Source organism: Kitasatospora sp. NPDC023120, from assembly GCF_055560835.1.
This window is the reverse complement of record NZ_JBVHHY010000028.1, coordinates 1-26,221: the sequence shown is the minus strand read 5'-3', so window position 1 is coordinate 26,221 and position 26,221 is coordinate 1. Positions and strand designations below refer to the sequence as shown.

Here is a 26,221-nt window from a genome sequence, read left to right as displayed (position 1 = left end):
CACCCGTAGAGTCGGTGCCATGACGCAGCCTGCGCAGCCGGCGGAAGAGCAGCCGACCGAAGGGGACCGTCCGGACGGAGCCCACCCCCTCGGGCTGCTGCCCGGCCGGCGCGGCGGCCTGAGCGCCGCCGAGGTGGCCGAGCGGGTGGCGAAGGGGCAGGTCAACGACGTCCCGGTGCGCTCCAGCCGCTCCACCAGGGAGATCGTCCGGGCCAACGTCTTCACCCGTTTCAACGCGATCATCGGCGTGATGTTCGGGATCATCCTGATCGTCGGACCGATCCAGGACGGCCTGTTCGGCCTGGTCATCGTCGCCAACACGGCGATCGGCATCATCCAGGAACTGCGCGCCAAGAAGACCCTGGACAGCCTCGCCCTGATCGGCGAGGCCCGCCCCCAGGTCCGCCGGGACGGCTCCGTCCAGCAGATCGGCGTCTCCGAGATCGTCCTCGACGACACCGTGCTGCTCGGCATCGGCGACAAGGTCGTCGTGGACGGCGAGGTCACCGAGGCGGACGGCCTGGAGATCGACGAGTCGCTGCTCACCGGCGAACCCGACCCCGTCCTCAAGCAGCCCGGCGACCAGGTGATGTCCGGCAGCTTCGTGGTGGCCGGCGCGGGCGCGTTCACCGCCACCAAGGTCGGCCGCGAGGCCTACGCGGCGCAGCTCGCCGAGGAGGCCAGCAAGTTCACCCTGGTCAAGTCGGAGCTGCGCAGCGGCATCGACAGCATCCTGCGGTTCATCACCTACCTGCTGATCCCCACCGCGATCGGCCTGATCATCAGCCAGCTGGCCGTCGAGGGCCGGGACTGGCGCGAGGCGGTGCGGCGGATGGTGGCCGGCATCGTCCCGATGGTCCCCGAGGGCCTGGTGCTGCTGACCTCGGTGGCCTTCGCGATCGGCGTGATCCGGCTCGGCCGCAAGCAGTGCCTGGTCCAGGAACTCCCGGCGATCGAGGGCCTGGCCCGGGTGGACACCGTCTGCCTGGACAAGACCGGCACCCTCACCGAGGGCGGCATGGACGTCATCGACCTGCGGGTGCTCTCCAACGGGGAACCCGCCACCGTCGACAAGGACACCATCAAGCACGCACTCGCCGTGATGGCCGGTGCCGACGCCCGCCCCAACCCGTCCATGCAGGCCGTCATCGACGCGTACGGGCGCGGCGACGGCGGCAGCGACGGCGGCAACGGCAGCGACGCGCCGGGCGCCCCCTCGGGCCGCAAGGGCTGGCGGGTGATCGAGGCGATGCCCTTCTCCTCCGCCCGCAAGTGGAGCGGCGTGCAGCTGCTGGAACCGCAGGGCGGCGAGGCCAGCTGGCTGCTCGGCGCCCCCGACGTACTGCTGCCCGCCGGGCACCCGGCGCTGGCCGAGGTGGACGAGCTGGGCGCGCGGGGCCTGCGGGTGCTGCTGCTGGGCCGCACGCCCGTCCCGCTGGACTCCCCCGACCCGGCCGCCGACCTCACCCCGCTCGCGCTGGTGGTGCTGCAGCAGCGGCTGCGCGACGACGCCGCCGAGACCCTGCGGTACTTCGAGGGGCAGCGGGTCCGGGCCAAGGTCATCTCGGGCGACGCGGCGGTCTCGGTCGGCGCGGTGGCCGACCACCTGGGCCTGCCCGGCGCCGACCACCCACTGGACGCCCGCACCCTGCCCGACGACCCCGAGGAGCTCGCCGAGACCGCCGACCGGACCAGCGTCTTCGGCCGGGTCACCCCGCAGCAGAAGCGGCTGCTGGTCGGGGCCCTGCAGTCACGCGGCCACACCGTGGCGATGACCGGCGACGGCGTCAACGACGTGCTGGCGCTCAAGGACGCCGACATCGGCGTGGCGATGGGCACCGGCTCCGACGCCACCAAGGCGGTCGCCCAGATCGTGCTGCTCAACGACTCCTTCGCGACGCTGCCCTCGGTGGTCGCCGAGGGCCGCCGGGTGATCGGCAACATCGAGCGGGTCGCGTCGCTGTTCCTGGTGAAGACGGTCTACTCGGTGGTCCTGGCACTGCTGGTGATCTTCACCCACTCGCCGTACCCGTTCCTGCCCCGGCACTCCACCGTGCTGTCCTCGCTGACCATCGGCATCCCGGCCTTCTTCCTCGCCCTCGCCCCCAACAACGAGCGGGCCCGCACCGGCTTCGTGAAGCGCGTGCTGCGGCTCGCGATCCCCGGCGGCGCCATCGCCGGGACGGGCACCTTCGTCGCCTACGCGCTCGCCCGCGCCAACCACGCGACCGACCTCAAGGCCGACACCAGCGTGGCCACCCTGACGCTGTTCCTGATCGCCATGTGGGTCCTCGCCATCGTCGCCCGCCCGTACACCTGGTGGCGCCTGCTGCTGATCGGCACCATGGGCGGCGCGTTCGCGCTGGTCCTGCTGGTCCCCCCGCTGTCCGACTTCTTCGAGCTCTCCCTGGTCGGCACCCGCGACCCGCTGATCGGCGTCGCCATCGCGGCGGTCTGCGGCATCGCCCTGGAGATCACCTGGCGTTACATGAAGCGGCATGGGTACGAATAGCGTGACCACCGAGGGGGTGCCACGCACACATGGCTCACACGGACGGGGAATCCGAGCGCGAGAACGGGCAGGTGGAGGCCTTCGCCGCCTTCCTGGCGGGCCTGCTCGCGGCCGGGCTGACGGTCCTGGCACTGCTGGGCGGCGGCTGGCTGATGAACGCCGGCGAGCTGACGCCGCCCGCACAGCCGTGGATCCCGGCGGCCCGGAAGGCCCTGGTGGTGGCCGTCTGGTCGGCCACCACCGTCCTCGTCTACCTCCGGCTCAAGCGCCGGCGGAGCAGGGCCTGAGGCTCAGCCCTCGAAGTCGCGGGCTGCCGAGAGCTCGTAGGCCCGGTCGGGCTCGCTGAGGGCGGCCAGCACCTCGAAGCGCCGGTGCCACTGGCCGACCGACCAGGCGAGACCGGCCGCGAGGCCCTCCGGGGTGGCGGCGTGCAGCAGGCCGGGCACCGGCGGGACCTCGAACTCGTCCTCCTCGTCGCCGGGTTCGGCCAGCTCCGGGTCGTACGGCGGCTCCGGGGCGTCCGCTGCGGTGTCCCAGCGCCAGTCCACCGCGGCCTCGCCGCCGTCCGGCCCGACCACCAGCAGCTCCTCGTGCTCCTCGTACGCGACCGGGCAGCCGGGCAGCAGCTCGCGCACCACGGCCGGGACCCGGTGCAGCACGCCCTCGGAGAGCACCCGGCCGCCGGCCACCTCGCTGGCCAGCGACACGTGCAGCCGCTCGGCGAGGTCGGCCGCGAGCGCCGGGGCGACCGGCAGCAGCGGGTACGGGTGCAGCAGCTGGACCAGGTCGGGGGCGTCCGCGACGACCGCCTCGGTGGCGTCCACCACCACCGTGTGGGCGGGGCGGCGCCCGGTGTCCGGGTCCAGCGGCGGCAGCGCCCGCACCACGTCCAGCGCCTCGATCCGCTCGCGCTCGACCCGGGCCAGCGCGCTGTGGAGGCCGTGCAGTTGGCGGTGCCCGACGACGGCGGCCGGGTCGGTCATCCGGTCCAGCACCTCGTCCGGCCCGTGCGGCTCGGCGAGCAGCGCGGCCAGCGTGGTGCGCACCCCGAGCGCGTGCAGGAACTGCTCGTCCAGGGTGGTGCGGGCCTCGTCGTAGAGGCCGCGCAGCAGTGGGTCGGCCCCAGCGGCGCGCAGCCCGGCGGGCTCGCGGCCGTCCAGCACCGGGTGGTCGCGCAGCCACCACGCGGTGTACGGCGGCAGGTCGGCGTACGAGCCGTCCGGCAGCAGGGTGCGCACCGGGGTGACCACGGCGTCCCGGTACGGCGGCCGGGCCAGCGCGGCGAGCGCCTCGGGCCAGGCGTCGTCGTCCACCAGGTCGAGGTCGCGCACGGCCAGCAGCTCGGCGGCCACCGGCGGGACGCCGACCGCCTCGTCGGCCTGCAGGGCCTCCAGCGCGTCCTCGGCCCATTCGGCGAGCCCGTCCGGCGCCTCGTCCAGCAGGCCGGTGGCGTGGCCGCCGGCCGCCCGGTCGGCGGGGACGGTGGGGTCGAGCCGCTCCAGGTCGTCCGGGTCGAGCACCACGTCCTCGGCGCGCACCAGCACGAAGTCCGCCAGCACGCCGACGGCGGCGAGCACCTCGGGTCCCCAGCGCTCCAGCAGCTCGTCGTCCACCCAGCCGGCGTCCTCCTCGCGGGCGAGCGCGGCGAACGGGCTGCCGGGCAGCACGAGTTCGCCGGCGCGGGCCGGCTCGCCCTCGTCGTCGAGCAGCGCCAGCCGGGCCAGCCAGGGGTGCTCGCCCGGCTCGGGGGCGGCGGCCTTCACCAACGCCAGGACGGCTTCGGCGAGTTCGAGCGCCGCATCCAGGTCGTCCTCGGCCAGCTCGTAGGAGCGGGCGACGGCGGCCCGCACCTCGGGGGTGTCCAGGACCCCGGCCGGGGTGGCGGTGCCCGCGCCGAGCTTGGCGAGCAGCGGGTGGGCGGCCTGGGGGTGGGCCAGCCGCAGGTCGAGCGCGGCCAGCGCGGCGGCCAGCGACTCGGGGTAGCCGGGGAAGGCCGCCCAGTCGGCGTCCTCGGAGGGCAGCAGGACGCGGCGCGGCCCGGTGACCGTCCGGCCGTCCGCGAGCGGCACGGGCAGCGCGCCGAGCGCCTCCGGGTCGGCGCCGCCGAGCGCCGCGTACAGGTTGCGCCACCAGCCGGGCTCGCGGTCCAGGCCGCCGAGCTGGTCCACCACCTCGGCCAGCGGTACCCGGCGCACGTTCAGCACCCGCAGCTCGGTGCGGCGCTCCAGGCCGGCCGGCAGCAGCCCGGGGAAGATCGGCGCGAGCGCCTCGACCACCGAGCCGTCCGCTCCCTCCAGCAGGGTCGCGTCGCGGGGGCGCAGCGCGGGCGTGCCCTCCTCGACCGGGGCCGGGTGCGGCAGGAACGGCGTGCCGGGCAGCCGGGACAGCACCGCCGCGCGCAGCGCGTTGTCCAGCGCGCCCTGGCCGAGCGGCCCGGGTACCAGGCCGAGCGAGCCGAGGTCGGCGCCGCGGGCGCGCAGCAGGTCCGCGTAGCTGTCGGCGGCGCGCTCGGTGAGGAAGTCGGCGAGCGGTCCGGGCGCGACGTGCCGGCGGGTGGAGTCCAGCGGGTAGGAGGCGATCAGCAGCGCGGGCAGCCCGATCGGCTCGTCGCTGGGGGTCGGGGCGTGCAGCACGGAGGCGATGCCGGGCTGCTGCGGGATGCCGTCCGCGCCGACCGGGACAGCCCAGGTCACCGTCCAGTACGGGCGGGCGCGTTCCTCGGTGGGCCGGTCGACGAGCAGCTCCGCGTCGAGGCTGCCGGAGGCGCCGGCGGTCTGCCAGACCGTCTGCCGCAGCCGGCCGCCCGCGTCGTCGGTGACGGTCACCTCGGTGACACCGTCCGGGCGGGTCTCGGCGGCGGACCGGGTGAGCGTCCGGGTGCCCTCCGGGGTCTCCACCACGACCTCGGCGAGGCCGGGCAGGGTGAGCAGCAGCGCGTCGTCGATCCCGGCCAGCAGGCGGCGGGTCAGGTCCTCGGCGGCGGCGTCCCGCATCGGCAGGACGACCACGGTGTCGTAGCCCTCGGGGGCCGGCCCCTCGGCGGCGAACGGCAGCCGCAGCAGCGGCACGTGGCCGTCCCGGCGGCGCAGCTCCTCGACCAGCGCGGGCTGCGCCTCGGCGAGCGAGCGGGCCTCGCCGAGCGACCAGCGCACCCCGCCGGTGGCGCTGAGCACGGCGGGCTCGTCGGTGACCGCGAGGACGGCGGCGAAGCCGACGCCGAAGCGGCCGACGGCGGGCTGCTCGCCGCGCTTGGAGGAGGCGCGCAGGGTGGACAGCGACTCGACGGCGGCCGCGTCCAGCGGGGCGCCGGTGTTGGCGGCGGCGAGCACACCGTCGGCGAGGGTCAGCCGCAGGCGGCCGGGGCCGTGCCCGGCGCGGACCGCCGCGTCGGCCGCGTTCTGCGCCAACTCGACCACCAGGCGGTCCCGGTAGCCGCCGAGCGCCAGTTCCTCCTCGGCGTTGGCGTCCTCCCGGAACCGGGCCGGCGAGGCGGCCCAGGCGTCGAGCACCCGCCGCCGCAGCGCGGTGCTCCCGAAGGGGTCCGCGAGGTGCTCGTCCGTGCCGCTGCCGATGATCCGAGGTTCCACTGGACCTGCCGCCTTCCGCCGACCTGTACGTCGTAGGGCATTCTTCCCTGCCGCGGCGCCCCCGGCGGACCAGGGGCGCCCGCTGCCTATGCTGAGGCCCCTGTTCCGGTTGGCGAGGGGGGAAGACGCATGGTCTCCGACGGTTCCTGGTACGTCCTGATCGAGCGCGACCGACGGATCAACGAGGACGGCGCCTACCGGTGGCAGTTGGCCCCTCCCCAGGAGGCCCCGCTGGGCCGGGAGCAGGCGGTCGGGCTGGCGGAGGAAGCCGCCCGCACGTACGTCCCCCGCGAGGGCTCGGAGCCGGACGGCCCGCCGCTGCGACGGATCTTCGGGATGCCCGACGGCAGCTTCCTGGTCGAGCTCAACCACCGCGGTTGGAGGCGCCACTTCCGGGTGTCGGTCGCCGAGCTGCTCCACAGCGGGCAGGACGCCCCGCCACCCCGCCCGACGACCCCGCCGAAGGACGCCGTGCCGCCCAAGCGCGGCCTGTTCGGCCGCCGCTGAGCCCGGGGCCCGACCCGAGGTCCCGGCACCGGGGCCGGAACGCCCACGGCCCGCGCCACTCGTCGAGTGGGCGGGCCGCCGGACGTGCCTGCTCAGGAGTGGCCGAGCTCCTCGGCCGGGGCGTCGGGCTCGACCGAGCCGGAGGCGCGGTCCGGGTGGAGCTGCAGCGGCTCGACCACCAGCTCGTCCAGGATCAGCTCGGACGGCGCCGGCGGGGCCGGGATGACGGCCGCCTCGGAGTGCCCGCCGCAGCCGTACGCGAAGGAGACGATCTGGCCGTCGGCCGGTCCGAACTCGTTGCCGCACACGCCGAAGGCCTGCCCGAGCGAGCCGCCGATCGGGATCAGGAAGCCGCAGCTCCCGCACGAGGCCGGGGCGGCCTGCGCCATCGGGGTCTGCGGGCCGTGGGCCTTCTCCCAGCGCTCGGCGGCCAGGTGCAGGCCCATCCGGGAGAGCACCCGGCTGCGGCCCATGCCGAGCTCCTCGGCGACGGCGTTGATCTGGGCGCGGGCCGGGGCGGGCTGGATGTGCGGGTCGGTGACGACCAGGTCCTCGTCGTCCGCGAGGGCGACCGCGGAGTTCGGCGCGGGCTCGTCCTCGCCGCTCCAGCCGGGCTCCAGCCGCAGGTCGTCGGCACCGGTCGGCAGCAGGTCGCCGGGGCCCATGTCGCCGGGGCGCAGCCGCTCGCTCCACGGCACCCACTCGGGGGCGAGGACGGCGTCGGGGCCGGGCAGCAGCACGACCTCGTCCAGGGTGACGTTCTTGGCGCGCGGGGCGCGGGCGACGGTGACCGCCCAGTGCCAGCCGCGGTAGGCCGCGTCCAGGCACTCGAAGGTGTGGGTGACGACGCGGTCGGCGTCCGCCTGGACGCGGAGGTGCAGCCCGACGGCCTCCGCACCGACGGCCTCCTCGGCTGCCTGGCGGGCGAGTTCGACGGCCTCGGCACAGAGCCGGTCGGGGGTACGGCTTCGCATCGCAGCACTCACGGCGTCGATTCTCTCCCAGTTCTTCTGTCACCCACGGCGTGTTGCCTGTTCCGTCGCGGCTCGGTAGTCCCTCGTCCATTCTGCGCGACCGGAGGCCCCCTCGGGTACCGGCCGCGCCGCTCGCCCGGCCTGCCGGCGCCCCGGCGCCCCGACGGGCGGACCCTGGGCAGGCTACCCGCCGGTCGGTGCCCCGGCACAGTCCGGGGCGGACGCAGGCGTTCCGCGGGCGTCCGGCGAGCCCTCCGCGACCGCGCCGAGCGGACCGCAATCCCGCGTCGGCGCGGCGAATCTGGGGCAGGATGGGCTTGTGGCGGACGACAACCCGTCGCAGCACGCACTGCGCGCCTCGCAGGCCGGCAGCCCCGACGAGGCGGACGCCGTGCCGCGACAGCAGCCGGTCCCCGGCGCGGGCGAACCGCGGTCGGCGGACGGCGCCGAAGCGTCCGTCGAAGCCGTCGAGCCCAGCGGGCCCGTCGAACGCGTCAGCCTGGTGAAGCCGGTCAAGCCGGTCAAGCCGGTCAAGCCCGCAGCGCCGGTCGACCCGGCCGACCCGGTCAAGCCCGCCGCACCCGAGGACGCTCCCGCCCTCGCTCCCGGAACCGACGGCTCCCACGCCCGTCACCTCGCCGCCCTCGACGAGGACCTGGAGGAGGAGGCCCCCGAGCCCCGCCGGCACTTCCTGATCCGCACCGCCTCCGCCGCCGGCTCCCGCACCGGCAAGGTGGTGCACGGCACCGGCCGCCGGATCCGCCGGGCCACCTCCGCCGAGGGCGCGGGCGAGTCCGGGCTCGCCAAGCTGATCGAGCTGCACGCGCTCAACTCCTTCGGCGACATGCTGATCACCATCGCGCTGGCCTCCACCATCTTCTTCTCGGTGCCCACCGGCGAGGCCCGCGGCCGGGTGGCGCTCTACCTGCTGATCACGATGGCCCCGTTCGCCGTCCTGGCCCCGGTGATCGGCCCGCTCCTGGACCGCCTGCCGCACGGCCGCCGGGCGGCCATGGCGATGTCGATGCTGGCCCGCGCGGTGCTGGCCTGGACGATGGCCGGGGTGGTCGCCGGCGGCGGCCTCGCGCTCTACCCGGAGGCGCTCGGCGTGCTGGTCGCGTCCAAGGCGTACGGGGTGGTGCGCAGCGTCGTGGTGCCCCGGCTGCTGCCGAGCCGGCTCTCCCTGGTGAAGGCGAACTCCCGGGTCACCCTGGCCGGTCTGCTGGCCACCGGCGTGGCGGCCGCGGTGGGCGGGCTGCTGCACCTGATCGGCCCGGGCTGGCCGCTGCGCGGCGCCTTCCTGGTGTTCGTGATCGGCACCCTGATGGCCTTCCACCTCCCGCACGAGGTGGACTCCGCCAAGGGCGAGCAGCGCGCCGTGCTGCACGCCGAGGTGCCCGGCGAGGGCTCGCACCTGATCCACCACAGGCCCCCGCCCGTCAAGTCCTCGCTGCGCACCGTCGGCCCGTCGGTGATCCTGGCGCTGCGGGCGATGTCGGCGATGAAGTGGCTGGTCGGCTTCCTGGTGATGTTCCTGGCCTTCCTGCTGCGGGAGGAGCCGATCGGCGGCCTGCAGCCGACGGTGGCGCTGGGCCTGTTGGCGCTGGCGGCAGGCACGGGCAACGCGCTCGGCTCCGTGCTCGGCTCCTGGCTGCGCACCCGCAGCCCGGAGGCGACGGTCACCGCTATGCTGCTGCTGGCGACCTGCGCGACGGCGGCCGCGGCGCTCTGGTACGGCGTGGTGACGGTGGTTCTGGTCGCGGGCGTCGCCGGGATGGCGGCCTCGCTGGGCAAGCTGGCCCTGGACGCGCTGATCCAGCGGGACGTCCCGGAGGCGGTGCGGACCTCGGCCTTCGCCCGCTCGGAGACGCTGATGCAGCTGTCCTGGGTGGCCGGCGGCGCGGTGGGCATCCTGCTGCCGCTGAACGGGAAGCTGGGCCTGTCGATCGCCGCCGCGGTGGTCGGCCTGGTCCTGCTGTGGACGTTCCGCTCGCTCTTCCGGGTGGGCCTGCGGCGGCACCCGACGGCACCCCGGGCGGCCTGACCGGGCGGTGCGGCGGGGCGCGGCAACACGCGGTGGCCGACCCCCGCGTAGCGTGATCGGCCAGGCCCGGTAGATTCTGACGCATGAGCCTCAATTCCCGTGCCATCGCCGCCCTCGGCGCCGTCGTCGTGGTCGGCGCCGCCACGGTGGGCACCTCCGTCGCTATCGCCGCCGACCAGACCGAGCACATCTCGCACCGTGCCACCCTCGCGGTCGGCAACTCCTCGGTCGTCGCGGACCCGCTGTGCTGGAACAACGGCAGCCCGATCACCGAGGACCTGCAGCAGGAGTGCCAGGACAAGGCCACCGAGGCCCTCAAGAACGGCACCCTGCCCACCTCTGACGTGGTGGCGAGCGACCGGGTCGGCGTCGGGGTCTCCCCGAACGTGGCCGACTCGGGCTGGTGGGCCTTCACCAACGGCGGCTCCTCCAACCAGGGCGGGCGCACCAGCCTGGCCTCGTACGCCAAGGGCCCGACCTGGTCCGGTTCCCAGCAGGCGAACAAGGTGCTCAACGCCAGCGGCAAGACCCTGGTCACCGTGGTCGAGGGCGACAAGAACTCGGACAACCCGATCGCCGTCTGGTACTTCCAGATGAACACCCAGGACAGCTGAACGGTCCTGTGAACGGTCCTGCGATGACCGCGGACGACGCCGGGAACGGCGCGCACGAGCAGTCGGGCCCCGCGCGGGCCCGGCTGCTCGTCGTCGTCGCGGTGGCCGCCGAGGCGGCGGCCGTGCTGCGCGGGCTGCCCGGCGGTTCCGCCGCCCTGCCGCTGCCCGGCGGCACGCTGCACCGGTCCGAGGGCGCCCCGGTGGACGTCCTCGCGGCCGGGGTCGGCCCGGCCGCCGCCGCGGCCGGCGCCTCCGCCGCCCTGGCCGCCCACCCGTACGCCCTGGCCGTCTCGGCCGGGATCGCCGGCGGCTTCGCCCCGCACGCCCCGGTCGGCGCCACCGTGGTGGCCGACGCGATCGTGGCCGCGGACCTCGGCGCCGAGACCCCCGAGGGCTTCGCCGACGTCACCGAACTGGGCTTCGGCACCACCCGGCACACCCCTCCCCCGGCCGCCGTCGCGCTCGTCACCGAGGCGCTCGCCGGCCTGGACGGCCCGGGCGCCGTCACCGGCCCGGTGCTGACCGTCTCCACCGTCACCGGCAGCGCCGAGCGGGCCGCCGCGCTGGCCGCCCGCCACCCGGGCGCCGCCGCCGAGGCGATGGAGGGCTTCGGCGTGGCCGAGGCCGCCGCCCGGTACGGCGTGCCGGCCCTCGAACTGCGCACCGTGTCCAACCCGGTGGGCCCGCGCGACCGGGCCGCCTGGCGGATCGGCGAGGCGCTGGCCGGCCTGGAGCGGGCCTTCGCCGCGCTGCCCGTCCACGAACTGGCCGCACGGTACGAACCGGAACCGGCTGCGCGGCACGAACCGATCGAGGAGGCCGGCCGTGGCTGAACGGCTGAGCATCGCGTACTCGCCCTGCCCGAACGACACCTTCGTCTTCCACGCCTGGGCGCACGGCCTGGTGCCCGGGGCGGACGCCCCCGAGGTGACCTTCGCCGACATCGACATCACCAACGGCCTGGCCGAGCGCGGCGAGCTGGACGTCCTGAAGATCAGCTACGGCGCGCTGCCGTGGGTCCTGGACGAGTACACCCTGCTGCCCTGCGGCGGCGCGCTCGGGCGTGGCTGCGGCCCGCTGGTGCTCACCCTGCCGGGCGTGGCATCCCCCGCGGACCTCGCCGGGAAGACCGTCGCGGTGCCCTCCGAGCGCTCCACCGCGTACCTGCTGTTCCGGCTCTGGGCGGCGAAGGCGGTGCCGGGCGGCTTCGGCGAGATCGTCGTCCTGCCGTTCCACGAGATCATGCCCGCCGTCCGGGACGGCCGGGTGGACGCCGGCCTGGTGATCCACGAGGCCCGCTTCACCTACGGGCAGTACGGGCTGCACAGCCTGGCCGACATGGGCGAGGCCTGGGAGCGGGAGACCGGGCTGCCGATCCCGCTGGGCGCGATCGTCGCCAAGCGCTCGCTCGGCGCCGAGCGGCTGCGGGCCCTCACCGACGCGATCCGCGCCTCCGTCCGGCAGGCCTGGGCGAGCCCGGAAGCGAGCCGCGCGTACGTGCTGGAACACGCCCAGGAGATGGACCTGGACGTCGCGGAGCAGCACATCGGGCTGTACGTCACCGAGTTCACCGAGGACCTCGGCGAGGAGGGCTACGCCGCCGTCCGCGCACTGCTCACCCGGGCCGCGGCGGAGGGGCTGGTGCCCCCGCTCGACCCGGGTGCGCTCGCGTTCGGGTAGCCCGAGATGTTCTAGACGTCGAACTGGTCGGCCACCGCGCGCAGCAGGCCGGCCAGCTTCTGACCGGTCGGCTTGGCGGGGTAGCGCCCGCGCTGGAGGCCGGGCAGCACCGCGTCCAGGGTGGTGATCAGGTCCTGGACGATCGGGGCCATGTCGTCGGCGCTCTTGCGCTGGGCGGCGGCCACCGAGGGCAGCGCCTCCAGCAGCTGCACGGCCATCGCCTGGTCGCCGCGGTGGCCCGCGACCACACCGAACTCGACCCGCTGGCCCGGCTTCAGCGCGGTGACACCGGCGGGCAGCGCCTTGGTGTGGACGAAGACGTCGCCGCCGTCGTCGCGCGACAGGAAGCCGAAGCCCTTCGTCTCGTTGAACCACTTGACCTGGCCGGTGGGCATCTCGAACAGTCCTCGAATGGGTGTGAGGGATCCCGGCCCTGGCCGAGGATCACTGGGTGGAGGGAAAGATGCGGCCGACCTCGGCTCGGCGCCCGTGGGCGCTCATGGTCAGCACGCTGTCAAGAGCAGACTAACGGTCCGTGACTGCCTCATCCGCGTTCCGCGAAGGATCCGCGCCCGAGGCCCGCTCCGGGTGGCGGGGGCGCGAGGATCTCGCGGTCTCGGGCGACCCGGTACTGGCACGGCCGGGTCGCGTCTCCACGCGGTCCATCGGCTCACACCCCCGGGTCTGAGGACACGGGGCGCACCTGTCGCGCCCCTCGGCACCCCCTGCATACCCCCGCTCAACAGGGATCAAAACGTTGAGCTGCCGGGAAACTGCGCAACGTGACCGGGCCGCTCCGGTGGGCGGCCCGGAAGGGCGCTCTGCCACACTGGGGACGGTCCGGCCCAGCCCCGAGGAGTGAGCAGTCGTGAGCAGCCAGAGCGCCGATCCCGGCGACGTGTACGTCAAGGCCGGGACGATCGTCTTCGGCGTCGGCACGCTCGTCACCCTGGCCACCTTCGTCCCGCTGTTCCTGCACCTGACGCCGCTGCCGACGGCCGCGTACTGGCTGAGCATGCTGATGCCGGCGGGCTTCCTGACCGCGCTGACCGGGCTGTTCCTGAACGCCCGCGCCCAGCGCCGCCGGGTCGAGCCGTAGGGCGCGGCCCCAGCCGCCGGACCCGGCCGACGGAGTCCCGCCGCCTCGGGTCCTAGGCGGCGGCCAGGTGCGCGGCGAGCCAGGCCGGGAACTCGGTGAGGTCCGCCAGCACCACGTCCGCGCCCGCCTCGCGCAGCTCGTCCGCCCCGTACGGGCCGGTGGGCACGCAGACCGCGACGGCGTCCGCGTGCCGGGCGCCCCGGATGTCGCCGAGGTGGTCGCCGACGTAGATGCTCGCCCCGTGCTCGCGCAGCGCCTCGCCCTTGGTCTCGGCCCAGAGGTCACCGATCACGGTGTCCGCCGCCAGTCCGGAGTGCTCCAGGTGGAGGCGGGCGTTCGGCTCGTACTTGCCGGTGATCACGGCGACCCTGCCGCCGTGGGCGCGGACCGCCTCGACGGCGGCGTGCGCGCCGGGGAGGGCCACGGTCGGGGCGAAGGCGTAGTCGCGGTAGAGCTCGCGGTAGCGCGTCACGGCCCGCTCCACCTCCGGCTCCGGGAACCAGTTGCGGATCTCGTCGTGCAGCGGCGGGCCGAGCCGGGTGACCACCAGGTCGGCGTCGATCGGGGTGCCGGTCTCGGCGGAGAGCGCCAGATAGGTGGCACGGATACCCGGCCGGGTGTCCAGCAGCGTCATGTCGAGGTCGAAGCCGACGGTGAGCGGGGCCTGTGAGGTCGCGGGCATGCCGCCAGGCTATCCAACGGACGGATCGCCCCACGAGGCAAGTTGCCCCGGCTTCGCAGCGGAACTTAGGTTTACCTGAGTTGTCTGCGGAGAGGCCCATGACCGACGACACCGCACCGGCCGACGCGCCGCGCACGCCCGACCGCGCACCGCGGCGCCGAATACCGTGGCTCACCGCCGCGCTGGCCGTCCTGGCCGGCGCGGTACTGCTGAGCCTGGCGGTCGGCAGCCGGACCGTCCCGTTCGGCGGGACCCTCGACGCCCTGCTGCACGGCGGCGACAGCGCCGACGCCGTGGTGATCCGCGAGCTGCGGGTGCCGCGCACGGTCGTCGGCCTGGCCGTCGGCGCGGCGCTCGGCCTGGCCGGGGCCGTCATGCAGGGCCTGACCCGCAACCCGATCGCCGACCCCGGCATCCTCGGCGTCTCCCAGGGCGCGGCGGCCGGCGTGGTGGTCGCCATCTCCGGCTTCGGCGTCTCCACCCTCACCGGGTACGTCTGGTTCGGCTTCGCGGGCGCGGTCATCGCCACCGTGCTGGTCCACGGCCTCGCCGGGCGCGGCCGGGGCGGGGCGACACCGGTCAAGCTGGCGCTGGCTGGCTCGGCGATGTCGGCCTTCATCGCCTCGTTCAACACCCTGGTGCTGACCACGGACGCGGCCGCCATGGACCGGTTCCGGTTCTGGCACGTCGGCTCGCTCTCCGGGCGGACCTCGGACGTGGCCTGGCAGCTGCTGCCCTTCCTGGCGGTCGGCACGGTGCTGGTGGTCGCGGTGGCGCGCGGGCTGGACGCGCTGGCGCTCGGTGACGACACCGCGAAGGGCCTGGGCGCGAAGACCGGACCGGTCCGCGCGGTCGGCGCCCTCGGTGCGACCGTCCTCACCGGCTCGGCGGTCGCGGCAGCCGGTCCGATCGCCTTCGTCGGGCTCGCCGTCCCGCACGCGGCCCGCGCCCTCGCGGGCGCCGACCACCGCTGGATCCTCGCCTTCTCCGCCGTCCTCGGCCCGTCGCTCCTGCTGCTCGCCGACACCCTCGGCCGGGTGCTGTTCCCGCCGTCCGAGGTCCCGGCGGGCGTGATGACGGCCCTGGTCGGCGTCCCGGTGCTGGTGGCCCTGGTCCGCCGCCGGAAGGTGGTCGCGGCATGAGCGCGGTTCCGCTGCGCGGCTACTCCGTGGTGCGGGCCGGAGGGGCCTCCTTCCTGCTGCACCGGCGCTCGGTGCTCGTCGCGGTCGGACTGCTGACGGCGCTCGCCGGGGCGGTGGTGGCCTCGCTGTGCCTGGGCGAGTCCACCGTGTCGCCGGCCGAGGTGGTGAAGGTGGTGCTCGGGCAGCCGAGCCCGGACCAGCTGGTGGTCGGCGAGTTCCGGCTGCCCCGGGTGGTGGTCGGGCTGCTGGTCGGCACGGCGCTCGGGCTGGCGGGGGCGCTGATCCAGACCGTCGCCCGCAATCCGCTGGCCAGCCCCGACGTGGTGGGCGTGACCTGGGGCGCGACCGCGACCGTGGTCGGCCTGACGGCGTACGGCGTGGTCGGCTCGACCGGCCAGGCGCCGTACGCGGCGGTGGCCGGCGGTCTGGTGGCCGGGCTGCTGGTCTACGCGCTGGCCTGGCGGCGCGGACTGCACGCCCAGCGCTTCGTGCTGATCGGCATCGGGATCAGCGTCGCCCTGTCCTCCCTCACCTCGGTGTTCCTCACCAAGGGCGACGGCTTCCAGGCCCAGGCCGCCACGGTCTGGATGACGGGCAGCCTGAACGGCTCCGGCTACGACCAGGCCGGATGGCTCGCCCGGGTGCTGCTCGCCGCCCTCCCGGTCGCGCTCTGGGCGGCCCGTGCCCAGCGGTCGATCTCCTTCGACGACGCGACCGCCGTCGGCCTCGGACTGCGGCTGGACCGGATCCGGCTGGGCATGGCACTGCTGGGCATCGTGCTGGCCTCCTGCGCGGCCGGGGCCGCCGGACCGGTGGACTTCGTCGCGCTGATGGCCCCGCAGATCGCGCTGCGGCTGGCCCGCTCGGCGCAGATCCCGCTGTTCTGCTCGGCGCTGACCGGCGCGCTGGTGGTGGTCCTCGCCGACCTGATCGCCCGGCGCCTGCTGGCGCCGACCGAGCTGCCGGTGGGCGTGGTGACCGGCATGGTCGGCGCGCCGTACCTGATGTGGCTGCTGATCCGATCCCGCCGTGGAGGCTCCTGATGTCCGCACACCGGCCGTCCGCTCACCGTCTGGAGGCCCGGGGCCTCACCCTGGCCTACGAGGCGCGCACGGTCGTCGAGGGCCTGGACGTCCGCATCCCCGACGGGCGGGTGACGGTGATCGTCGGTCCGAACGCCTGCGGCAAGTCGACCCTGCTGCGGGCCCTCGGCCGGCTGCTGAAGCCGGTCCGCGGAGCGGTGCTGCTGGACGGCGAGGAGCTGGCGCGGATCCCGACCAAGCGGATCGCCCAGCGGCTCGGCCTGCTGCCGCAGTCGCCGACCGCCCCGGAGGGCATCTCGGTGGCGGACCTGGTCTCGCGCGGCCGCCAGCCGCACCAGAGCTGGTGGCAGCAGTGGTCGTCGGAGGACGAGGCGGCGGTCGCCGAGGCGCTGGAGCGCACCTCCACCGCGGAACTGGCCGAGCGCAGCATGGACGAGCTGTCGGGCGGCCAGCGCCAGCGTGCCTGGATCGCGATGGCACTCGCCCAGGGCACCGACATCCTGCTGCTGGACGAGCCGACCACCTACCTGGACATCGCACACCAGGTGGAGGTGCTGGACCTGGTCCGGCGGCTGAACGTCGAACGCGGGCGGACGGTCGTCGCCGTCCTGCACGACCTCAACCAGGCGGCCCGGTACGCCGACCACCTGGTGGCGATGCGGGACGGGCGGGTGGTCGCGCAGGGCCCGCCCGGAGAGGTGGTGACGGCGGAGCTGGTGCGCGAGGTGTTCCGGCTGGACTCGGTGGTGGTGCCGGATCCGGTGACGGGCACGCCGCTGGTGGTCCCGGGTGCCCCGTGGGCGGCCAGGGCGGCGGTGGTGGACGGCTGACGGCTGACGGCTGACGAGCACGCTTAACGGCGCTTTAGGTGCGATTTCGGACATAATCGACGGCATCCCGACCCGCCTGCCGGCTCCCTGAGCTTCCCGAGTTCACAGAGCTTCCCGCGCTTCCCGAGGACCGCCGATGCACCGGATCGCCCGCCGTACCCTCCTCGCCGGCCTCGGCGGGGCCGCGCTCGCGGCGTGCACCGGCGACACCCGGCATTCGGCCCCGACCACCGCCGACAGCCTCGACGCGAGCGGCTCGCCGTCCGCCGCCCCGGTGCCGCCGGTGACGGTGAACACCGCCACCGGGACGGTGCAGGTGCCGGGCCGGCCGATGCGGGTGGTCGTCCTGGACACCGACGTGCTCGACTCCGCGCTGACCCTCGGCATCACCCCGGTCGGTGCCGCGCTCCCGGCCCGCGACACCGAGTACCCCGAGTACTGGCCCGCCCCGCGGACGACCGGGATCCGGCTGGTCGGCCCGGCCGGCTCGCCCGACCTGCCGACCGTACGCTCGCTGCGGCCGGACCTGATCCTCTCCAACCAGGCGCGCGACGGCGACCGGTACGACCAGCTGCGCGAGCTCGCCCCGACCGTGCTCACCCAGACCACCGGCGCGCCGTGGAAGGCGAACTTCCAGCTGCACGCCCAGGCGTTGAGCCGGGAGGACGCCGCGGCGGCCTTCGTCGCCGCCTACCAGAAGCACGCCGGGCAGGTGGCGCAGGCGCTGTCGGCGGCGAAGCTGTCGGGGCGCAAGGTGAGCCTGGTGCGCTTCGTGGAGGGCGGCGGGATCCGGCTGTACGGGCGGCAGAGCTTCCCCGGGACGGTGCTCGCCGACGCCCAGGTCGGACGCCCGGACGCGCAGAACGTCGACCAGCCGGACGTCGAGGTCCCGCCGGACCAGATCGGGAAGGCGGACGGCGACCTGCTGCTGTACGCGACGTACGGCGACCCGGAGCGGGCGGGCACCAACGCCACGCTGGCGAGCCCGGGTTGGCAGGCGCTGGGGGCGGTCAGGGCGCACCGGGCGATCCCGGTGGACGACCAGCTGTGGTTCCAGGGGATCGGCTACACCGGGGCCAACTACGTGCTGGACGAGCTGCAGCGCTTCCTCGGGGCGTGAACCGGGATCCGGAGCAGGGCCCGAGGTGGGGCCCGCTCGCGCACGATCGATCACGATTCGGCTCTGGCGTTAGGCGCTTGACCTGCGGGTCCGTCAGAATGAGCCGCAATCGCAGTTCACTCCCGGGGGAAAACACAGTGTCAATTTCCGCAGCTCCGCAGGCCCCTGCCCGAAAGGGGGGCGCGTCCGCCCTCGGCTGGCTGATCAGCATCGGCTTCAACGTCGTCGCGCCGATCATGATCTACAACCAGCTGCACGACCACGGCTACAGCGAATCCACCGCCATCCTGCTCTCCGGCCTGGGGCCGGTGGTCGACAGCGTGATCTACCTCCTCTGGCACCGCCGGATCGACGAGTTCGCCATCGTCTCGCTGGTCTTCGTCGCCCTGACGCTGGTGGTCTCGCTGGTCGGTCCGCAGGACCCGAAGATGCTGCTGGCCAAGGACTCCTTCGTCTCCGGCCTGCTCGGCGTGGTCTACCTGGCGTCCCTCGCGGCACCGAAGCCGATCATGTTCTACTTCGGGCGCAAGTTCGCCACCGACGGCACACCGGAGATGGTCTCCTGGTGGAACTCGATGTGGCAGTACCCGGGCTTCCGCAAGACCCAGCGCGTCCTGACCATCGTGTGGGGCACCACCTTCGTCCTGGAGGCAGTGCTGCGGATCGTGCTGGTCTACACCCTGTCGCACGGCACGGTGGTGACGGTCAACAACATCCTTCCGTACGTGGTGCTCGGCGGGCTGGTCTACTTCACCATCGCCTACGCCAAGCGGGCCAGCGCCCGGGGCCGGGCCGCTGCCGCGGCCGCGGCGGCTGCCGAGGCCGGTCAGCCCGCCGCCGCGTAGCGGGTCGGGGACTCCCCGACGGCGGCGGTGAAGTCACGGGTGAAGTGGGCCTGGTCGGCGTAGCCCAGTTCGGCGGCGAGTGCGGCCAGGTCCGACTCGCCGCCGCTGCCCGCCCGTTCGGCCGCCTCGTGGAGCCGGGCGCGGCGCAGCACCCACTTCGGGGAGGCGCCGACGTACTCGGCGAACAGCCGCTGGAGGTGCCGGACGCCGATGCCGAACTCCTCCGCCAGGTCGTCCACCCGGCACAGGTCCGGGGTGCCGGTGATCCGGTCCACCATCGCGGCGACCTGCTCGGCGACCGGGTCGGGCGCGGGGAGGCGGGGCCGGAGGAAGTCATCGACCCGCTCGGCTGTCGGCTCGTCGAGGATCCTTGCGTTGCACTGGTCCGCCTCGGCGCCGAAGTACTCGGCGGCGGGGACGGACCGGTCGGCCAGCGCGCTCACCGGGCGGTCCGCGAAGGGACGGAAGGCGCCCGGCCGGAACCGTACGCCCAGCACGTGACCGGCACCCTCCAGGCGGCGGACGAACAGCGAGCGGTCCACCCCGTAGACGCGGGCCCGCGGGGCCTCGAAGACCAGGTGGACGTTGGGGTGGGAGAGCACCTTCTGCTCGTACGGGGGCAGGCCCTGCAGGTCCCAGCGGACCAGCCAGTAGTACTCCACGAACCGCGCCACCTCGACCGCGGGTGCGAGCCGGTCCACGCTGATCAGTTCGGCCGCCCGGGCCGGGTGCAGCACACCGCGGCCGAGGTCGGGCGAGTCGGCGGAGTCCATGGCGGCCAAGGTTAGCGTCGCGTTTCTTCAAGACGCCGGAGCCGGGTGCGGCCGAGGATCGGGGCATGAACGCCCACCCCATGCACCCCTTCCTCGCCCGCGCCGCCTCCGCCGCCGCCGAGGTCGCGGCCGCCGTCCCGACCGGGCAGCCGCTGGACGCGCCGACGCCCTGCGGGGAGTTCGACACCCGCGCGCTGATCAACCACTGGGTGCTCTACACCTCGCACGGCCTGGAGCACCGGGCCCGGCGCGCCGACCTGCCCGAGGAGCTGATCGCGCGGGACTTCACGGCGGACGCGGAATGGCGCTCCGCCTACGCCGCGCAGCTGGAGCAGGCGGTGGCGGCCTGGGCCGAGCCGGCCGCCTGGGAGGGCGACGTCGATCTCGGCGGCTCTCCGGTCCCGGCGGTGGGGATCGCCCGGATGCTGGTCCTGGAGCTGCTGCTGCACGGCTGGGACGTCGCCCGGGCCGTCGGCGCGCAGATCCCGGTCGATGAGGAGCTCGCCCTGGTGGCCCTGGAGATCGTCGCCGAGAACGCCGAGCTGTACCGGCAGTACGAAGGCTTCGCCGAGGTGGTCGCGCTGCCGGACGGCGCCTCCGCATGGGACCGCGCGCTGGCCGCCTCCGGGCGCGACCCGCACTGGAAGGCCTAGGGTCCGTCGTCGAACCCCCGCCTGCGGGGCGACGCCCGCGGTTAGAGGACGGATCCTAGGAAGTCCCCAACGCGGCACGGAGCTTGGTGCGCAGGACGCGGACGGCCGGGGACTGCTGGTCGCGGCGGCCGGCGAGGCCGAGCCGGGAACGGACGGCGGCGTCGGCGATCGGGATCGTGCTCAGGCCGGGGCCCTCGACGGAGGAGGGACTGAGGACCGCCACGCCGGCGCCGCGTTCGGCGAGGCGCAGGACGGTCGCCGGGGAGCTGGCGTCGATGTCAACGCGCGGGTCGAGGCCGAGCTGCGCGCAGGAGCGCTCGTAGGCGGCGCGGATGCCGGTGCCCGGGGAGAGGCAGAGGATCTTCTCGCCGCCCAGGTCGGCGAGGGTCAGTCCGGGCCGGTCGAGCGGATGCCCCGTCGGGACGACGGCGGCGATCTGCTCGTCCACGACGACACCGACGTCCAGGCCGGCCGCGACCTCACCCGCGTAGCCGATCAGGGCCAGGTCGAGGGCGCCGCAGAGGACTTGCGCCTGGAGCAGGTCGGAGTGGCCCTCGTGCAGGCTCAGCACGATGCCGGGGTGGGTCCGGCCGAGATCGGCGACGGTGTCCAGGAACGGCGGGATCGAGCAGCCCATGATCATGCCGAGGCGCACCCGGCCGCGCACGGCGTCGGCGTACTCGGCGGCGGTGAACTGGATGGCGTCGAGGGTGGCGAGGGCGTTCTTGGCCAGCGGGAGGACGGCCTCGCCCGCCGGGGTGAGGCGGATCCCCCGGCCGGACCGGTCGAGCAACTGCTGCCCCAGCTCGCGCTCCAGCTTCGCCACCTGGGTGCTGATGCCGGACTGGCTCACGTGCAGGCGCGCGGCCGCGGCGGTGAAGGAGCCCTCGTCGATCACGGCGGCGAAGTAGCGCAGCTGGTGCATCTCCATGAGTGCTGACGATATTCGACGGGCGGCTCATCCGTACGGCGGATGCCGCAGTGGGGTGGCCCCGCCCGTCCATAACCAGTAGTGATATCAGTCATCTGGTCTATCTGTTGGACGCATGAGAGGGGGCGGCGGGAGCATGGAGGCATGACGACGACGAAGACCGCACGTGAGCTTGCCGAGACCTACTTCACCGCCTGGGAGGCGCGCGAGTTCGACACCATCCGGGGACTGCTGGCCGACGACGTGGACTTCGTCGGGGCCCTGGGAACGGCCTCCGGCGTGGAGGAGGCGCTGGCCGGACTGCAGGGCCTCGGGCGGGTGCTGGAGAAGATCGACGTGAAGGTGCGCGTCGCCGAGGGCGACGAGGTGATCACCTGGTTCGAGCTGCACACCAGCGTCGCGGAGCCCACGCCGACGGTGAACTGGATGCACGTGGAGAACGGGAAGATCGCCCGGATCCGGGTCACCTTCGACCCGCGCGCACTGCTCGCCGGATTCGAGAAGAAGAGCTGACCGGGAAGAGGGAAGAGCAAGCAGGAGGGCCGTGGCCGCCGAGGGCGGTGACGGCCCTCCTCTGCGTTTGCTCCTACGCGTCCTCGTCCGGCGGGGTCGCACGGAGGGCGGTGACGACGCCCAGGGCGACGGTCGCGAAGGCGAGGGCGAGGAGGACAGCGAAGGCCGTCCCGATCAGGAATCGCACGGGGTCTCGCGTTCGGCGTCGAGGAGGAGGGTGAGGAGGTTGAGGAGCGTCGACGCGGGCGCGGTGTTGAAGCAGACGAGGACGCGGCCGTCGAGGGTCTGGTCGGTGGAGGCCGAGGGCCAGATCAGGCCGAACTTCTTACCGCGCTCCTGGACTTCGGCCAGGAGGGTGCGGATGTGCTCGTCCGTGAAGTGCCGGATCCGGGGGTCGGTCGGCTTCATGGGGTGGCGCTTCACGCGGCACCGTCCAGCGTCAGCTCGAACCAGACGGACTTGCCGCGCTCCTGGGGGTCGACACCCCAGCGGTGCGTGAGGCCGGCGACCAGCTGGAGGCCGCGCCCGGACTCCGCGAGCAGGTCGGGCGCCTGCGGGGAGGGCGGGATCGGGCTCTCGTCCGTGACGGAGACACGGAGGGTCTGGTTCGCGGAGATGATCTGGACGATCGGCGCAGGGGTCGCGCCGTGCCGCCAGGCGTTGACCAGGAGCTCAACGAGCGCGAGCTGCGCGTCGAAGATGGCGGAGGGGGACCAGCCGACGCGGGTCATGGTGTCGCCGAGGGACTGACGGGCGATGGCGATCGAGGGCGTGTTGAGGTGACGCATGGGACTTCTCCCGAGGCGTGAGTGAGGGAAGAACCGGCGGAACACATGTCGCCGTGAGCCAGGCCAGGTGAAAAGGACATGGCTGCTCTGCGGTGCTTGCTAGCAGGCGTTACTGACGATCCGTCGGATCGATGTGACATCGACCATAGCGCACATCGACCTAAGATTAGGTAGATGCACCGAAGTTCGCCCTCCCGGGGGACAGATGGCTCCATCGACTGGCGGCGCGGCACACTGGCCCCACATGATCTGAGAGGACTCCATGCCTGGTCGACAGAACCCAACATTCCGTCAGCGCCGTCTGGGCGCCGAACTCCGGAGGATGCGCGAGCAAGCCGGTCTCGGCGGCAACCAACTTGCTCACATGCTCGGAGTAAGCGCACCCCAGGTCACGCAGATGGAGAACGGAAAGACCAGCGCCAGCGCCGAACGAATCCAGAGCATTGCCGACGCATGCAAGTGTGAGAACCTGCCACTCATCAACGCCCTTGTCGGCCTGATCACTTCACGCCGAAAGTCCTGGTGGGATCAGTATCGCGACCGACTCCCTGACCCGATCCTTGAGTCTGCCGAGCATGAGGACTTCGCGGAAAGCACGATCAGGTATTGGACCTCCACCATCTTCCCTGGGCCAGTGCAGACGGAGGCCTACGCGGGTGGAATCTTCAATCGTCGGATTCCACCACTTTCGGCTGGCGAGCTCAACCTACGTACCACATTTCGCTTGGAGCGCAGACGGAGGATCCTTCAGAACCCACGGAAGGTGCTTGAGATCTACGTGCACGAGTCCAGTCTCGTCACACGCTTTGGAGGTCCCGATGTGCTGCGGAACCAGCTTCACTCTCTGCTAGACGACTCCCTCAGGGAGGACGTAAGCATCCGCGTCGTCCCCTTCACTGCTCACACCTACCCAGGCCCGATCGAGAATCTCGTCTACTCATTCGGGGAAGTCCCCGAGCTAGACACCGTCGAGGTGGAGTTGTCGCAAGGCCCCATCTTCCTCGATAGTCCGAGTGAGCTTGAGTCCTATCGCAAGATCTTCGACCGTATCGATCGATCTGCCCTCAGCCATGAGGACTCGCAGGATCTGATCCAACAGACAATCAAGAACTTGGAAGGCTGAGATGTCTCAAAGTCAATGGCAGAAGTCGTCCTTCAGCAGCTCCGGCGAGATGTGCGTGGAAGTCCGAACCGCCAACGGGGCCGTCGAACTCCGCGAGTCCGACGAGGGCCACACCATCCTCCGCACCACCCCCGCCGCGATGGCCGCCCTCCTCCACGGCATCAAGGCCGGCGAATTCGACCACCACGCCTAACGCACCCTGCCCCTCGCGCTCACAACGCACGAGGGGCAGGGGCCACACCACCCACCCAACCCTGCGGAGGCCAACATGTCCGGCTCGAACTGGCAGAAGTCGTCCTTCAGTGGATCCGGTGGCGACTGCGTAGAGGTGCGGACCGCCAACGGGGCCGTCGAACTCCGCGAGTCCGACGAGGGCCACACCATCCTCCGCACCACCCCCGCCGCCTTCGCCGCCCTCCTCCACGGCATCAAGACCGGCGAATTCGACCACCACGCCTGAGCACCCCAGAGCGGGAAGTCGGCCACGCCGACTTCCCGCTCCATTTTGGCGTTGAACGAGGCTGCCCGACCAGGGGCAAAGCCCCAGGCCAGAGGCCTGGGGCTTTGCCTTTGTGCACCCGATTGCCGCTTTCGACCGGCTGGGGGTGCCTACTTGAGCGGCGTGCCGCCCGAGTTGTGGTTGGCGGTCGTCTTGTTGATCAGGTTCCCGCCGTCGGTCTCGGGCGTGGTCTGTTCCGACCAGCCGGCGCCGAACAGGAGGGCGCCGACGTGTGCGTTCGCCACCTGGTCCATGTGCGAGAAGAACCAGTCGACCTTGTCGTCCTTGTAGTGGCCGGGGGTGTTGTTCCCCGCCATGTTGCCCAGGGGGATCTGCCACAGGACCACCGGCTTGCCCACCGACTCGGACATCGTCTTGTAGAACGCGAGGGCGGCGAAGCCCTTCTGGTCGTTCCAGAAGGTGTCCTTGCTGCCGTGGGCGGGCAGCGCATACCAGCCCGCGTCGCGGTCCGTCACGTCGGTGACGAGGAAGTCGGCGTTCTTCGCCCCGAGGTCCGCGTAGTCCTTGACGCACTGCGAGGTGTTCTGCTGCCAGTCGAAGCAGGACAGGTGCAGGCCCACGCCGGTGTTGGGCGCGTACTTGTGGCTCATCGCGATCATGCACTGGGCCAGGCCGGAGGCGCTGTTCTCCTGCGATCCGCAGTCCGTCGGGTTCGCGGCCTTGACCTGCGCGGAGACCTGGTGCGGGTTGCCGAGCGACCGGACGTAGCCCCAGAAGTCCGGCTCGATGTCGACCATGTCCTGCGCGTTGCCGACCTTCTGGAGGAAGAAGCGGTAGTCGTTCAGGTACTTGGTGAGCAGGTCGGCCCGGTTGATGGCCTGGACCTCGCCGGGACCGTCGCCCTGGCCCGCCATGTCTCCGAGGTCGCGCAGCGAGTACCACGTGAAGAGGTACTTCTGCGGGCGCGGCTTGCCCTGGTACGTCGCCTTGGACGCGCGGTCGTTGTTCAGGGTCACCTGGGTGCCGGGCGCCGTGGTGTCGCCGGTCCAGCAGCCCCACCAGCCTGACCACTCGGACTTGCAGCGCGAGGCCGTGTAGGCGTCGGACGAGGGCGCGGGCTGGCTGTGGATATAGGCGTACCGCACGTCGAACGGCGCGGCGTTCGCCGTGGAGTCCTCCATCATGCCGCCGATGAGCACCGTGTTGCCGCCCATGAAGCTCTTCTGCGAGCTGCCGCCGCCTGCGGTCGGGGACGCCGGCGGCGCCGACGCCGGGCGGGTGCCGCTCGGCGCCTGGCCCGTCGTGACGCCACCGCCCGGCGCGGAGGCCGTGGCAGACGTCGTGGGCTTGGTGGTGGCGGTGGGCGGGGCAGCCGTGGGGGACGGGGCGGGCGTGGTGCTGCCACCGGAGCTCCCCGTGTTCCCGGTGCCGCCGGCACTACCGGCCGGGACGAGCTGCCACTGCTGCTGGGGGCCGGCCCAGTCGTGGTACTGGGCGATGTGGCTCCCCTCGGCCTTGGAGCCGCCCGGGACCTCGACGGCCATGCCGCTGAAGCGGTTGATCAGACGCACGTAGCCGTCCGACGACTTCTCCATGCGGAACTGCTGGTTGGCGCCGTTCAGGTCGCGCCACTGCACCAGCTCGGAGCCCTCGGTCTTCGACCAGTTGTAGTCGTCCAGCACCTTGCCGGAGTGCCGGTTCTGCAGCCGGTAGTTCCCGTCGCCCGAGTCGATGAACTTCCACTGCTGATTGGTCCCGCCGTTACGGCTCCACTGCGCCAGCGGGACACCGTCGTTCGTGGCGTAGGCGGGGGCGTCCAGCACCTCGCCGGTGCTGCGGTTGACCAGCACGTACCAGGAGTTCGTGTCCACGGTGCCCGCCGAGGCCGTGTTGACCACGACCACGGAGCCGCCCACGACCGCCAGGCCGACGGCCGCCCAGAAACTCCGACGCCGGTACAGCCGACGGCCACGGTGCGAGCGCGACGCGCGACCACGGCGGGCGCGGCCGCCGGGAGACGCCTCCGGCGACGTGGATGGGCGAGGGAACATGTCGATGCTCTCTTTCAGCCGTTGCCTCTGACCAGACCGCCTGTCCGGACACCACCCAGTTGCCACCGCCCCCGGGAAGGTTGCCGCGCATCGAGAAAGTCTTTTTTCGGGCACCGACCGGCGGGGAGTGGGAAGTCGGCCCGGCCGACTTCCCACTACCCCCCCCCCAGCCGGTACGGAACCCTAAGCGCGCGTGCGGGTAGGGGTCCCCCGCCGGGGGCGGTGGGGGGATATTAGGCGGGTAGGGAGG

General features: G+C 73.2%; 27 protein-coding genes. 18 read left to right on the top strand and 9 right to left on the bottom strand.

Annotation, left to right across the window (positions count from 1 at the left end):
* Positions 1 to 19: 19 nt before the first annotated feature.
* Both ACZ3TI_RS32495 and ACZ3TI_RS32490 read left to right on the top strand, forming a co-directional pair.
* On the top strand, positions 20 to 2,512 hold the full coding sequence (locus tag ACZ3TI_RS32495) for an HAD-IC family P-type ATPase (protein WP_465732584.1): 2,493 nt from the start codon (positions 20 to 22) through the stop codon (positions 2,510 to 2,512).
* Positions 2,513 to 2,541: 29 nt separating this feature from the next.
* Positions 2,542 to 2,799, top strand: coding sequence for a hypothetical protein (locus ACZ3TI_RS32490; protein WP_465732582.1), 258 nt, complete (start codon positions 2,542 to 2,544; stop codon positions 2,797 to 2,799).
* A 3-nt stretch (positions 2,800 to 2,802) separates the two neighbouring features.
* Here the strand turns inward: ACZ3TI_RS32490 and ACZ3TI_RS32485 are convergent, their stop codons facing one another.
* Positions 2,803 to 6,099, bottom strand: a complete 3,297-nt coding sequence (locus ACZ3TI_RS32485; RefSeq protein WP_465732580.1) for a sacsin N-terminal ATP-binding-like domain-containing protein — start codon at positions 6,097 to 6,099, stop codon at positions 2,803 to 2,805.
* A gap of 129 nt (positions 6,100 to 6,228) precedes the next feature.
* On the opposite strand from ACZ3TI_RS32485, the gene ACZ3TI_RS32480 reads away from it, so the two are divergent.
* Positions 6,229 to 6,606, top strand: coding sequence for a hypothetical protein (locus tag ACZ3TI_RS32480; RefSeq protein ID WP_465732578.1), 378 nt, complete (start codon positions 6,229 to 6,231; stop codon positions 6,604 to 6,606).
* Positions 6,607 to 6,698: 92 nt separating this feature from the next.
* Here the strand turns inward: ACZ3TI_RS32480 and ACZ3TI_RS32475 are convergent, their stop codons facing one another.
* Positions 6,699 to 7,580, bottom strand: a complete 882-nt coding sequence (locus tag ACZ3TI_RS32475; protein WP_465732751.1) for a DUF3027 domain-containing protein — start codon at positions 7,578 to 7,580, stop codon at positions 6,699 to 6,701.
* A 655-nt stretch (positions 7,581 to 8,235) separates the two neighbouring features.
* Here ACZ3TI_RS32475 and ACZ3TI_RS32470 point away from each other — a divergent pair.
* The 4 genes from ACZ3TI_RS32470 to ACZ3TI_RS32455 all read left to right on the top strand — a co-directional run bounded on the left by ACZ3TI_RS32470 (position 8,236) and on the right by ACZ3TI_RS32455 (position 11,918).
* Positions 8,236 to 9,624 carry an MFS transporter gene (locus ACZ3TI_RS32470; protein ID WP_465732749.1) on the top strand — a complete coding sequence of 463 codons (1,389 nt, stop codon included), beginning with the start codon at positions 8,236 to 8,238 and terminating at the stop codon, positions 9,622 to 9,624.
* 83 nt (positions 9,625 to 9,707) lie between these two features.
* On the top strand, positions 9,708 to 10,238 hold the full coding sequence (locus ACZ3TI_RS32465) for a hypothetical protein (protein ID WP_465732576.1): 531 nt from the start codon (positions 9,708 to 9,710) through the stop codon (positions 10,236 to 10,238).
* Positions 10,239 to 10,261: 23 nt separating this feature from the next.
* The gene (locus tag ACZ3TI_RS32460) at positions 10,262 to 11,071 is read left to right on the top strand and encodes a futalosine hydrolase (RefSeq protein WP_465732574.1); all 810 of its coding nucleotides are present in this window, start codon (positions 10,262 to 10,264) and stop codon (positions 11,069 to 11,071) included.
* On the top strand, positions 11,064 to 11,918 hold the full coding sequence (locus tag ACZ3TI_RS32455) for a 1,4-dihydroxy-6-naphthoate synthase (RefSeq protein ID WP_465732572.1): 855 nt from the start codon (positions 11,064 to 11,066) through the stop codon (positions 11,916 to 11,918). Before ACZ3TI_RS32460 ends, ACZ3TI_RS32455 begins: the two co-directional genes overlap by 8 nt.
* 11 nt (positions 11,919 to 11,929) lie before the next feature.
* On the opposite strand, the gene ACZ3TI_RS32450 is transcribed toward ACZ3TI_RS32455, so the two are convergent.
* Positions 11,930 to 12,313, bottom strand: coding sequence for a cold-shock protein (locus ACZ3TI_RS32450; protein ID WP_465732570.1), 384 nt, complete (start codon positions 12,311 to 12,313; stop codon positions 11,930 to 11,932).
* Between the two features lie 473 nt (positions 12,314 to 12,786).
* Between ACZ3TI_RS32450 and ACZ3TI_RS32445 the strand changes: the two genes are divergently transcribed.
* Complete coding sequence (locus ACZ3TI_RS32445) at positions 12,787 to 13,017, top strand: hypothetical protein (protein ID WP_465732568.1); 231 nt, start codon at positions 12,787 to 12,789, stop codon at positions 13,015 to 13,017.
* Positions 13,018 to 13,069: 52 nt separating this feature from the next.
* Here ACZ3TI_RS32445 and ACZ3TI_RS32440 read toward each other — a convergent pair whose 3' ends face one another.
* Positions 13,070 to 13,699 (bottom strand): HAD family hydrolase, encoded by a 630-nt coding sequence (locus tag ACZ3TI_RS32440; protein WP_465732566.1) that lies wholly within the window; start codon positions 13,697 to 13,699, stop codon positions 13,070 to 13,072.
* A gap of 98 nt (positions 13,700 to 13,797) precedes the next feature.
* On the opposite strand from ACZ3TI_RS32440, the gene ACZ3TI_RS32435 reads away from it, so the two are divergent.
* From ACZ3TI_RS32435 to ACZ3TI_RS32415, 5 genes are all read left to right on the top strand, one after another.
* A complete protein-coding gene (locus tag ACZ3TI_RS32435) occupies positions 13,798 to 14,841 on the top strand; it encodes a FecCD family ABC transporter permease (protein WP_465732564.1) in 1,044 nt (347 codons plus the stop codon).
* Complete coding sequence (locus ACZ3TI_RS32430) at positions 14,838 to 15,884, top strand: FecCD family ABC transporter permease (RefSeq protein ID WP_465732562.1); 1,047 nt, start codon at positions 14,838 to 14,840, stop codon at positions 15,882 to 15,884. The genes ACZ3TI_RS32435 and ACZ3TI_RS32430 overlap by 4 nt, the downstream gene beginning before the upstream one ends.
* Positions 15,884 to 16,714: an ABC transporter ATP-binding protein gene (locus tag ACZ3TI_RS32425; protein WP_465732560.1), complete on the top strand. Its 831-nt coding sequence runs from the start codon at positions 15,884 to 15,886 to the stop codon at positions 16,712 to 16,714. Before ACZ3TI_RS32430 ends, ACZ3TI_RS32425 begins: the two co-directional genes overlap by 1 nt.
* Positions 16,715 to 16,850: 136 nt before the next feature.
* Positions 16,851 to 17,834 carry an ABC transporter substrate-binding protein gene (locus ACZ3TI_RS32420; RefSeq protein ID WP_465732558.1) on the top strand — a complete coding sequence of 328 codons (984 nt, stop codon included), beginning with the start codon at positions 16,851 to 16,853 and terminating at the stop codon, positions 17,832 to 17,834.
* A 137-nt stretch (positions 17,835 to 17,971) separates the two neighbouring features.
* Positions 17,972 to 18,679, top strand: coding sequence for a VC0807 family protein (locus ACZ3TI_RS32415; RefSeq protein ID WP_465732556.1), 708 nt, complete (start codon positions 17,972 to 17,974; stop codon positions 18,677 to 18,679).
* Here the strand turns inward: ACZ3TI_RS32415 and ACZ3TI_RS32410 are convergent.
* The gene (locus tag ACZ3TI_RS32410) at positions 18,661 to 19,452 is read right to left on the bottom strand and encodes an AraC family transcriptional regulator (protein ID WP_465732554.1); all 792 of its coding nucleotides are present in this window, start codon (positions 19,450 to 19,452) and stop codon (positions 18,661 to 18,663) included. The genes ACZ3TI_RS32415 and ACZ3TI_RS32410 overlap by 19 nt on opposite strands.
* Before the next feature lie 65 nt (positions 19,453 to 19,517).
* Here ACZ3TI_RS32410 and ACZ3TI_RS32405 point away from each other — a divergent pair, with 65 nt between their 5' ends.
* Positions 19,518 to 20,105 (top strand): TIGR03086 family metal-binding protein, encoded by a 588-nt coding sequence (locus ACZ3TI_RS32405; protein ID WP_465732552.1) that lies wholly within the window; start codon positions 19,518 to 19,520, stop codon positions 20,103 to 20,105.
* A 55-nt stretch (positions 20,106 to 20,160) separates the two neighbouring features.
* Here the strand turns inward: ACZ3TI_RS32405 and ACZ3TI_RS32400 are convergent, their stop codons facing one another.
* A complete protein-coding gene (locus ACZ3TI_RS32400; protein WP_465732550.1) occupies positions 20,161 to 21,036 on the bottom strand; it encodes a LysR family transcriptional regulator in 876 nt (291 codons plus the stop codon).
* A 144-nt stretch (positions 21,037 to 21,180) separates the two neighbouring features.
* On the opposite strand from ACZ3TI_RS32400, the gene ACZ3TI_RS32395 reads away from it, so the two are divergent.
* A complete protein-coding gene (locus ACZ3TI_RS32395; protein WP_465732548.1) occupies positions 21,181 to 21,549 on the top strand; it encodes a nuclear transport factor 2 family protein in 369 nt (122 codons plus the stop codon).
* Between the two features lie 174 nt (positions 21,550 to 21,723).
* Here the strand turns inward: ACZ3TI_RS32395 and ACZ3TI_RS32390 are convergent, their stop codons facing one another.
* Both ACZ3TI_RS32390 and ACZ3TI_RS32385 read right to left on the bottom strand, forming a co-directional pair.
* Entirely contained in the window at positions 21,724 to 21,972 is a 249-nt protein-coding gene (locus tag ACZ3TI_RS32390; RefSeq protein WP_465732546.1) for a hypothetical protein, read from the bottom strand.
* Entirely contained in the window at positions 21,969 to 22,337 is a 369-nt protein-coding gene (locus ACZ3TI_RS32385; RefSeq protein ID WP_465716813.1) for an ATP-binding protein, read from the bottom strand. Before ACZ3TI_RS32385 ends, ACZ3TI_RS32390 begins: the two co-directional genes overlap by 4 nt.
* 262 nt (positions 22,338 to 22,599) lie before the next feature.
* Between ACZ3TI_RS32385 and ACZ3TI_RS32380 the strand changes: the two genes are divergently transcribed.
* The 3 genes from ACZ3TI_RS32380 to ACZ3TI_RS32370 all read left to right on the top strand — a co-directional run bounded on the left by ACZ3TI_RS32380 (position 22,600) and on the right by ACZ3TI_RS32370 (position 23,920).
* On the top strand, positions 22,600 to 23,460 hold the full coding sequence (locus ACZ3TI_RS32380; RefSeq protein ID WP_465732544.1) for a helix-turn-helix domain-containing protein: 861 nt from the start codon (positions 22,600 to 22,602) through the stop codon (positions 23,458 to 23,460).
* A 1-nt stretch (position 23,461) separates the two neighbouring features.
* On the top strand, positions 23,462 to 23,653 hold the full coding sequence (locus ACZ3TI_RS32375) for a DUF397 domain-containing protein (RefSeq protein ID WP_465732542.1): 192 nt from the start codon (positions 23,462 to 23,464) through the stop codon (positions 23,651 to 23,653).
* A 75-nt stretch (positions 23,654 to 23,728) separates the two neighbouring features.
* Complete coding sequence (locus ACZ3TI_RS32370) at positions 23,729 to 23,920, top strand: DUF397 domain-containing protein (protein ID WP_465732540.1); 192 nt, start codon at positions 23,729 to 23,731, stop codon at positions 23,918 to 23,920.
* A gap of 149 nt (positions 23,921 to 24,069) precedes the next feature.
* Here the strand turns inward: ACZ3TI_RS32370 and ACZ3TI_RS32365 are convergent, their stop codons facing one another.
* Entirely contained in the window at positions 24,070 to 25,836 is a 1,767-nt protein-coding gene (locus ACZ3TI_RS32365) for an RICIN domain-containing protein (protein WP_465732538.1), read from the bottom strand.
* Positions 25,837 to 26,221: the final 385 nt, after the last annotated feature.

What these genes read in the sequence shown, in the direction of transcription:
- ACZ3TI_RS32495 (WP_465732584.1), top strand. Translation starts at nt 20, where the DNA reads ATGACGCAGCCTGCGCAGCCGGCGGAAGAGCAGCCGACCGAAGGGGAC.
- ACZ3TI_RS32490 (WP_465732582.1), top strand. Translation starts at nt 2,542, where the DNA reads ATGGCTCACACGGACGGGGAATCCGAGCGCGAGAACGGGCAGGTGGAG.
- ACZ3TI_RS32480 (WP_465732578.1), top strand. Translation starts at nt 6,229, where the DNA reads ATGGTCTCCGACGGTTCCTGGTACGTCCTGATCGAGCGCGACCGACGG.
- ACZ3TI_RS32475 (WP_465732751.1), bottom strand. Translation starts at nt 7,580, where the DNA reads ATGCGAAGCCGTACCCCCGACCGGCTCTGTGCCGAGGCCGTCGAACTC.
- ACZ3TI_RS32465 (WP_465732576.1), top strand. Translation starts at nt 9,708, where the DNA reads ATGAGCCTCAATTCCCGTGCCATCGCCGCCCTCGGCGCCGTCGTCGTG.
- ACZ3TI_RS32460 (WP_465732574.1), top strand. Translation starts at nt 10,262, where the DNA reads ATGACCGCGGACGACGCCGGGAACGGCGCGCACGAGCAGTCGGGCCCC.
- ACZ3TI_RS32450 (WP_465732570.1), bottom strand. Translation starts at nt 12,313, where the DNA reads ATGCCCACCGGCCAGGTCAAGTGGTTCAACGAGACGAAGGGCTTCGGC.
- ACZ3TI_RS32440 (WP_465732566.1), bottom strand. Translation starts at nt 13,699, where the DNA reads ATGCCCGCGACCTCACAGGCCCCGCTCACCGTCGGCTTCGACCTCGAC.
- ACZ3TI_RS32435 (WP_465732564.1), top strand. Translation starts at nt 13,798, where the DNA reads ATGACCGACGACACCGCACCGGCCGACGCGCCGCGCACGCCCGACCGC.
- ACZ3TI_RS32430 (WP_465732562.1), top strand. Translation starts at nt 14,838, where the DNA reads ATGAGCGCGGTTCCGCTGCGCGGCTACTCCGTGGTGCGGGCCGGAGGG.
- ACZ3TI_RS32425 (WP_465732560.1), top strand. Translation starts at nt 15,884, where the DNA reads ATGTCCGCACACCGGCCGTCCGCTCACCGTCTGGAGGCCCGGGGCCTC.
- ACZ3TI_RS32420 (WP_465732558.1), top strand. Translation starts at nt 16,851, where the DNA reads ATGCACCGGATCGCCCGCCGTACCCTCCTCGCCGGCCTCGGCGGGGCC.
- ACZ3TI_RS32410 (WP_465732554.1), bottom strand. Translation starts at nt 19,452, where the DNA reads ATGGACTCCGCCGACTCGCCCGACCTCGGCCGCGGTGTGCTGCACCCG.
- ACZ3TI_RS32405 (WP_465732552.1), top strand. Translation starts at nt 19,518, where the DNA reads ATGAACGCCCACCCCATGCACCCCTTCCTCGCCCGCGCCGCCTCCGCC.
- ACZ3TI_RS32400 (WP_465732550.1), bottom strand. Translation starts at nt 21,036, where the DNA reads ATGGAGATGCACCAGCTGCGCTACTTCGCCGCCGTGATCGACGAGGGC.
- ACZ3TI_RS32395 (WP_465732548.1), top strand. Translation starts at nt 21,181, where the DNA reads ATGACGACGACGAAGACCGCACGTGAGCTTGCCGAGACCTACTTCACC.
- ACZ3TI_RS32385 (WP_465716813.1), bottom strand. Translation starts at nt 22,337, where the DNA reads ATGCGTCACCTCAACACGCCCTCGATCGCCATCGCCCGTCAGTCCCTC.
- ACZ3TI_RS32380 (WP_465732544.1), top strand. Translation starts at nt 22,600, where the DNA reads ATGCCTGGTCGACAGAACCCAACATTCCGTCAGCGCCGTCTGGGCGCC.
- ACZ3TI_RS32375 (WP_465732542.1), top strand. Translation starts at nt 23,462, where the DNA reads ATGTCTCAAAGTCAATGGCAGAAGTCGTCCTTCAGCAGCTCCGGCGAG.
- ACZ3TI_RS32370 (WP_465732540.1), top strand. Translation starts at nt 23,729, where the DNA reads ATGTCCGGCTCGAACTGGCAGAAGTCGTCCTTCAGTGGATCCGGTGGC.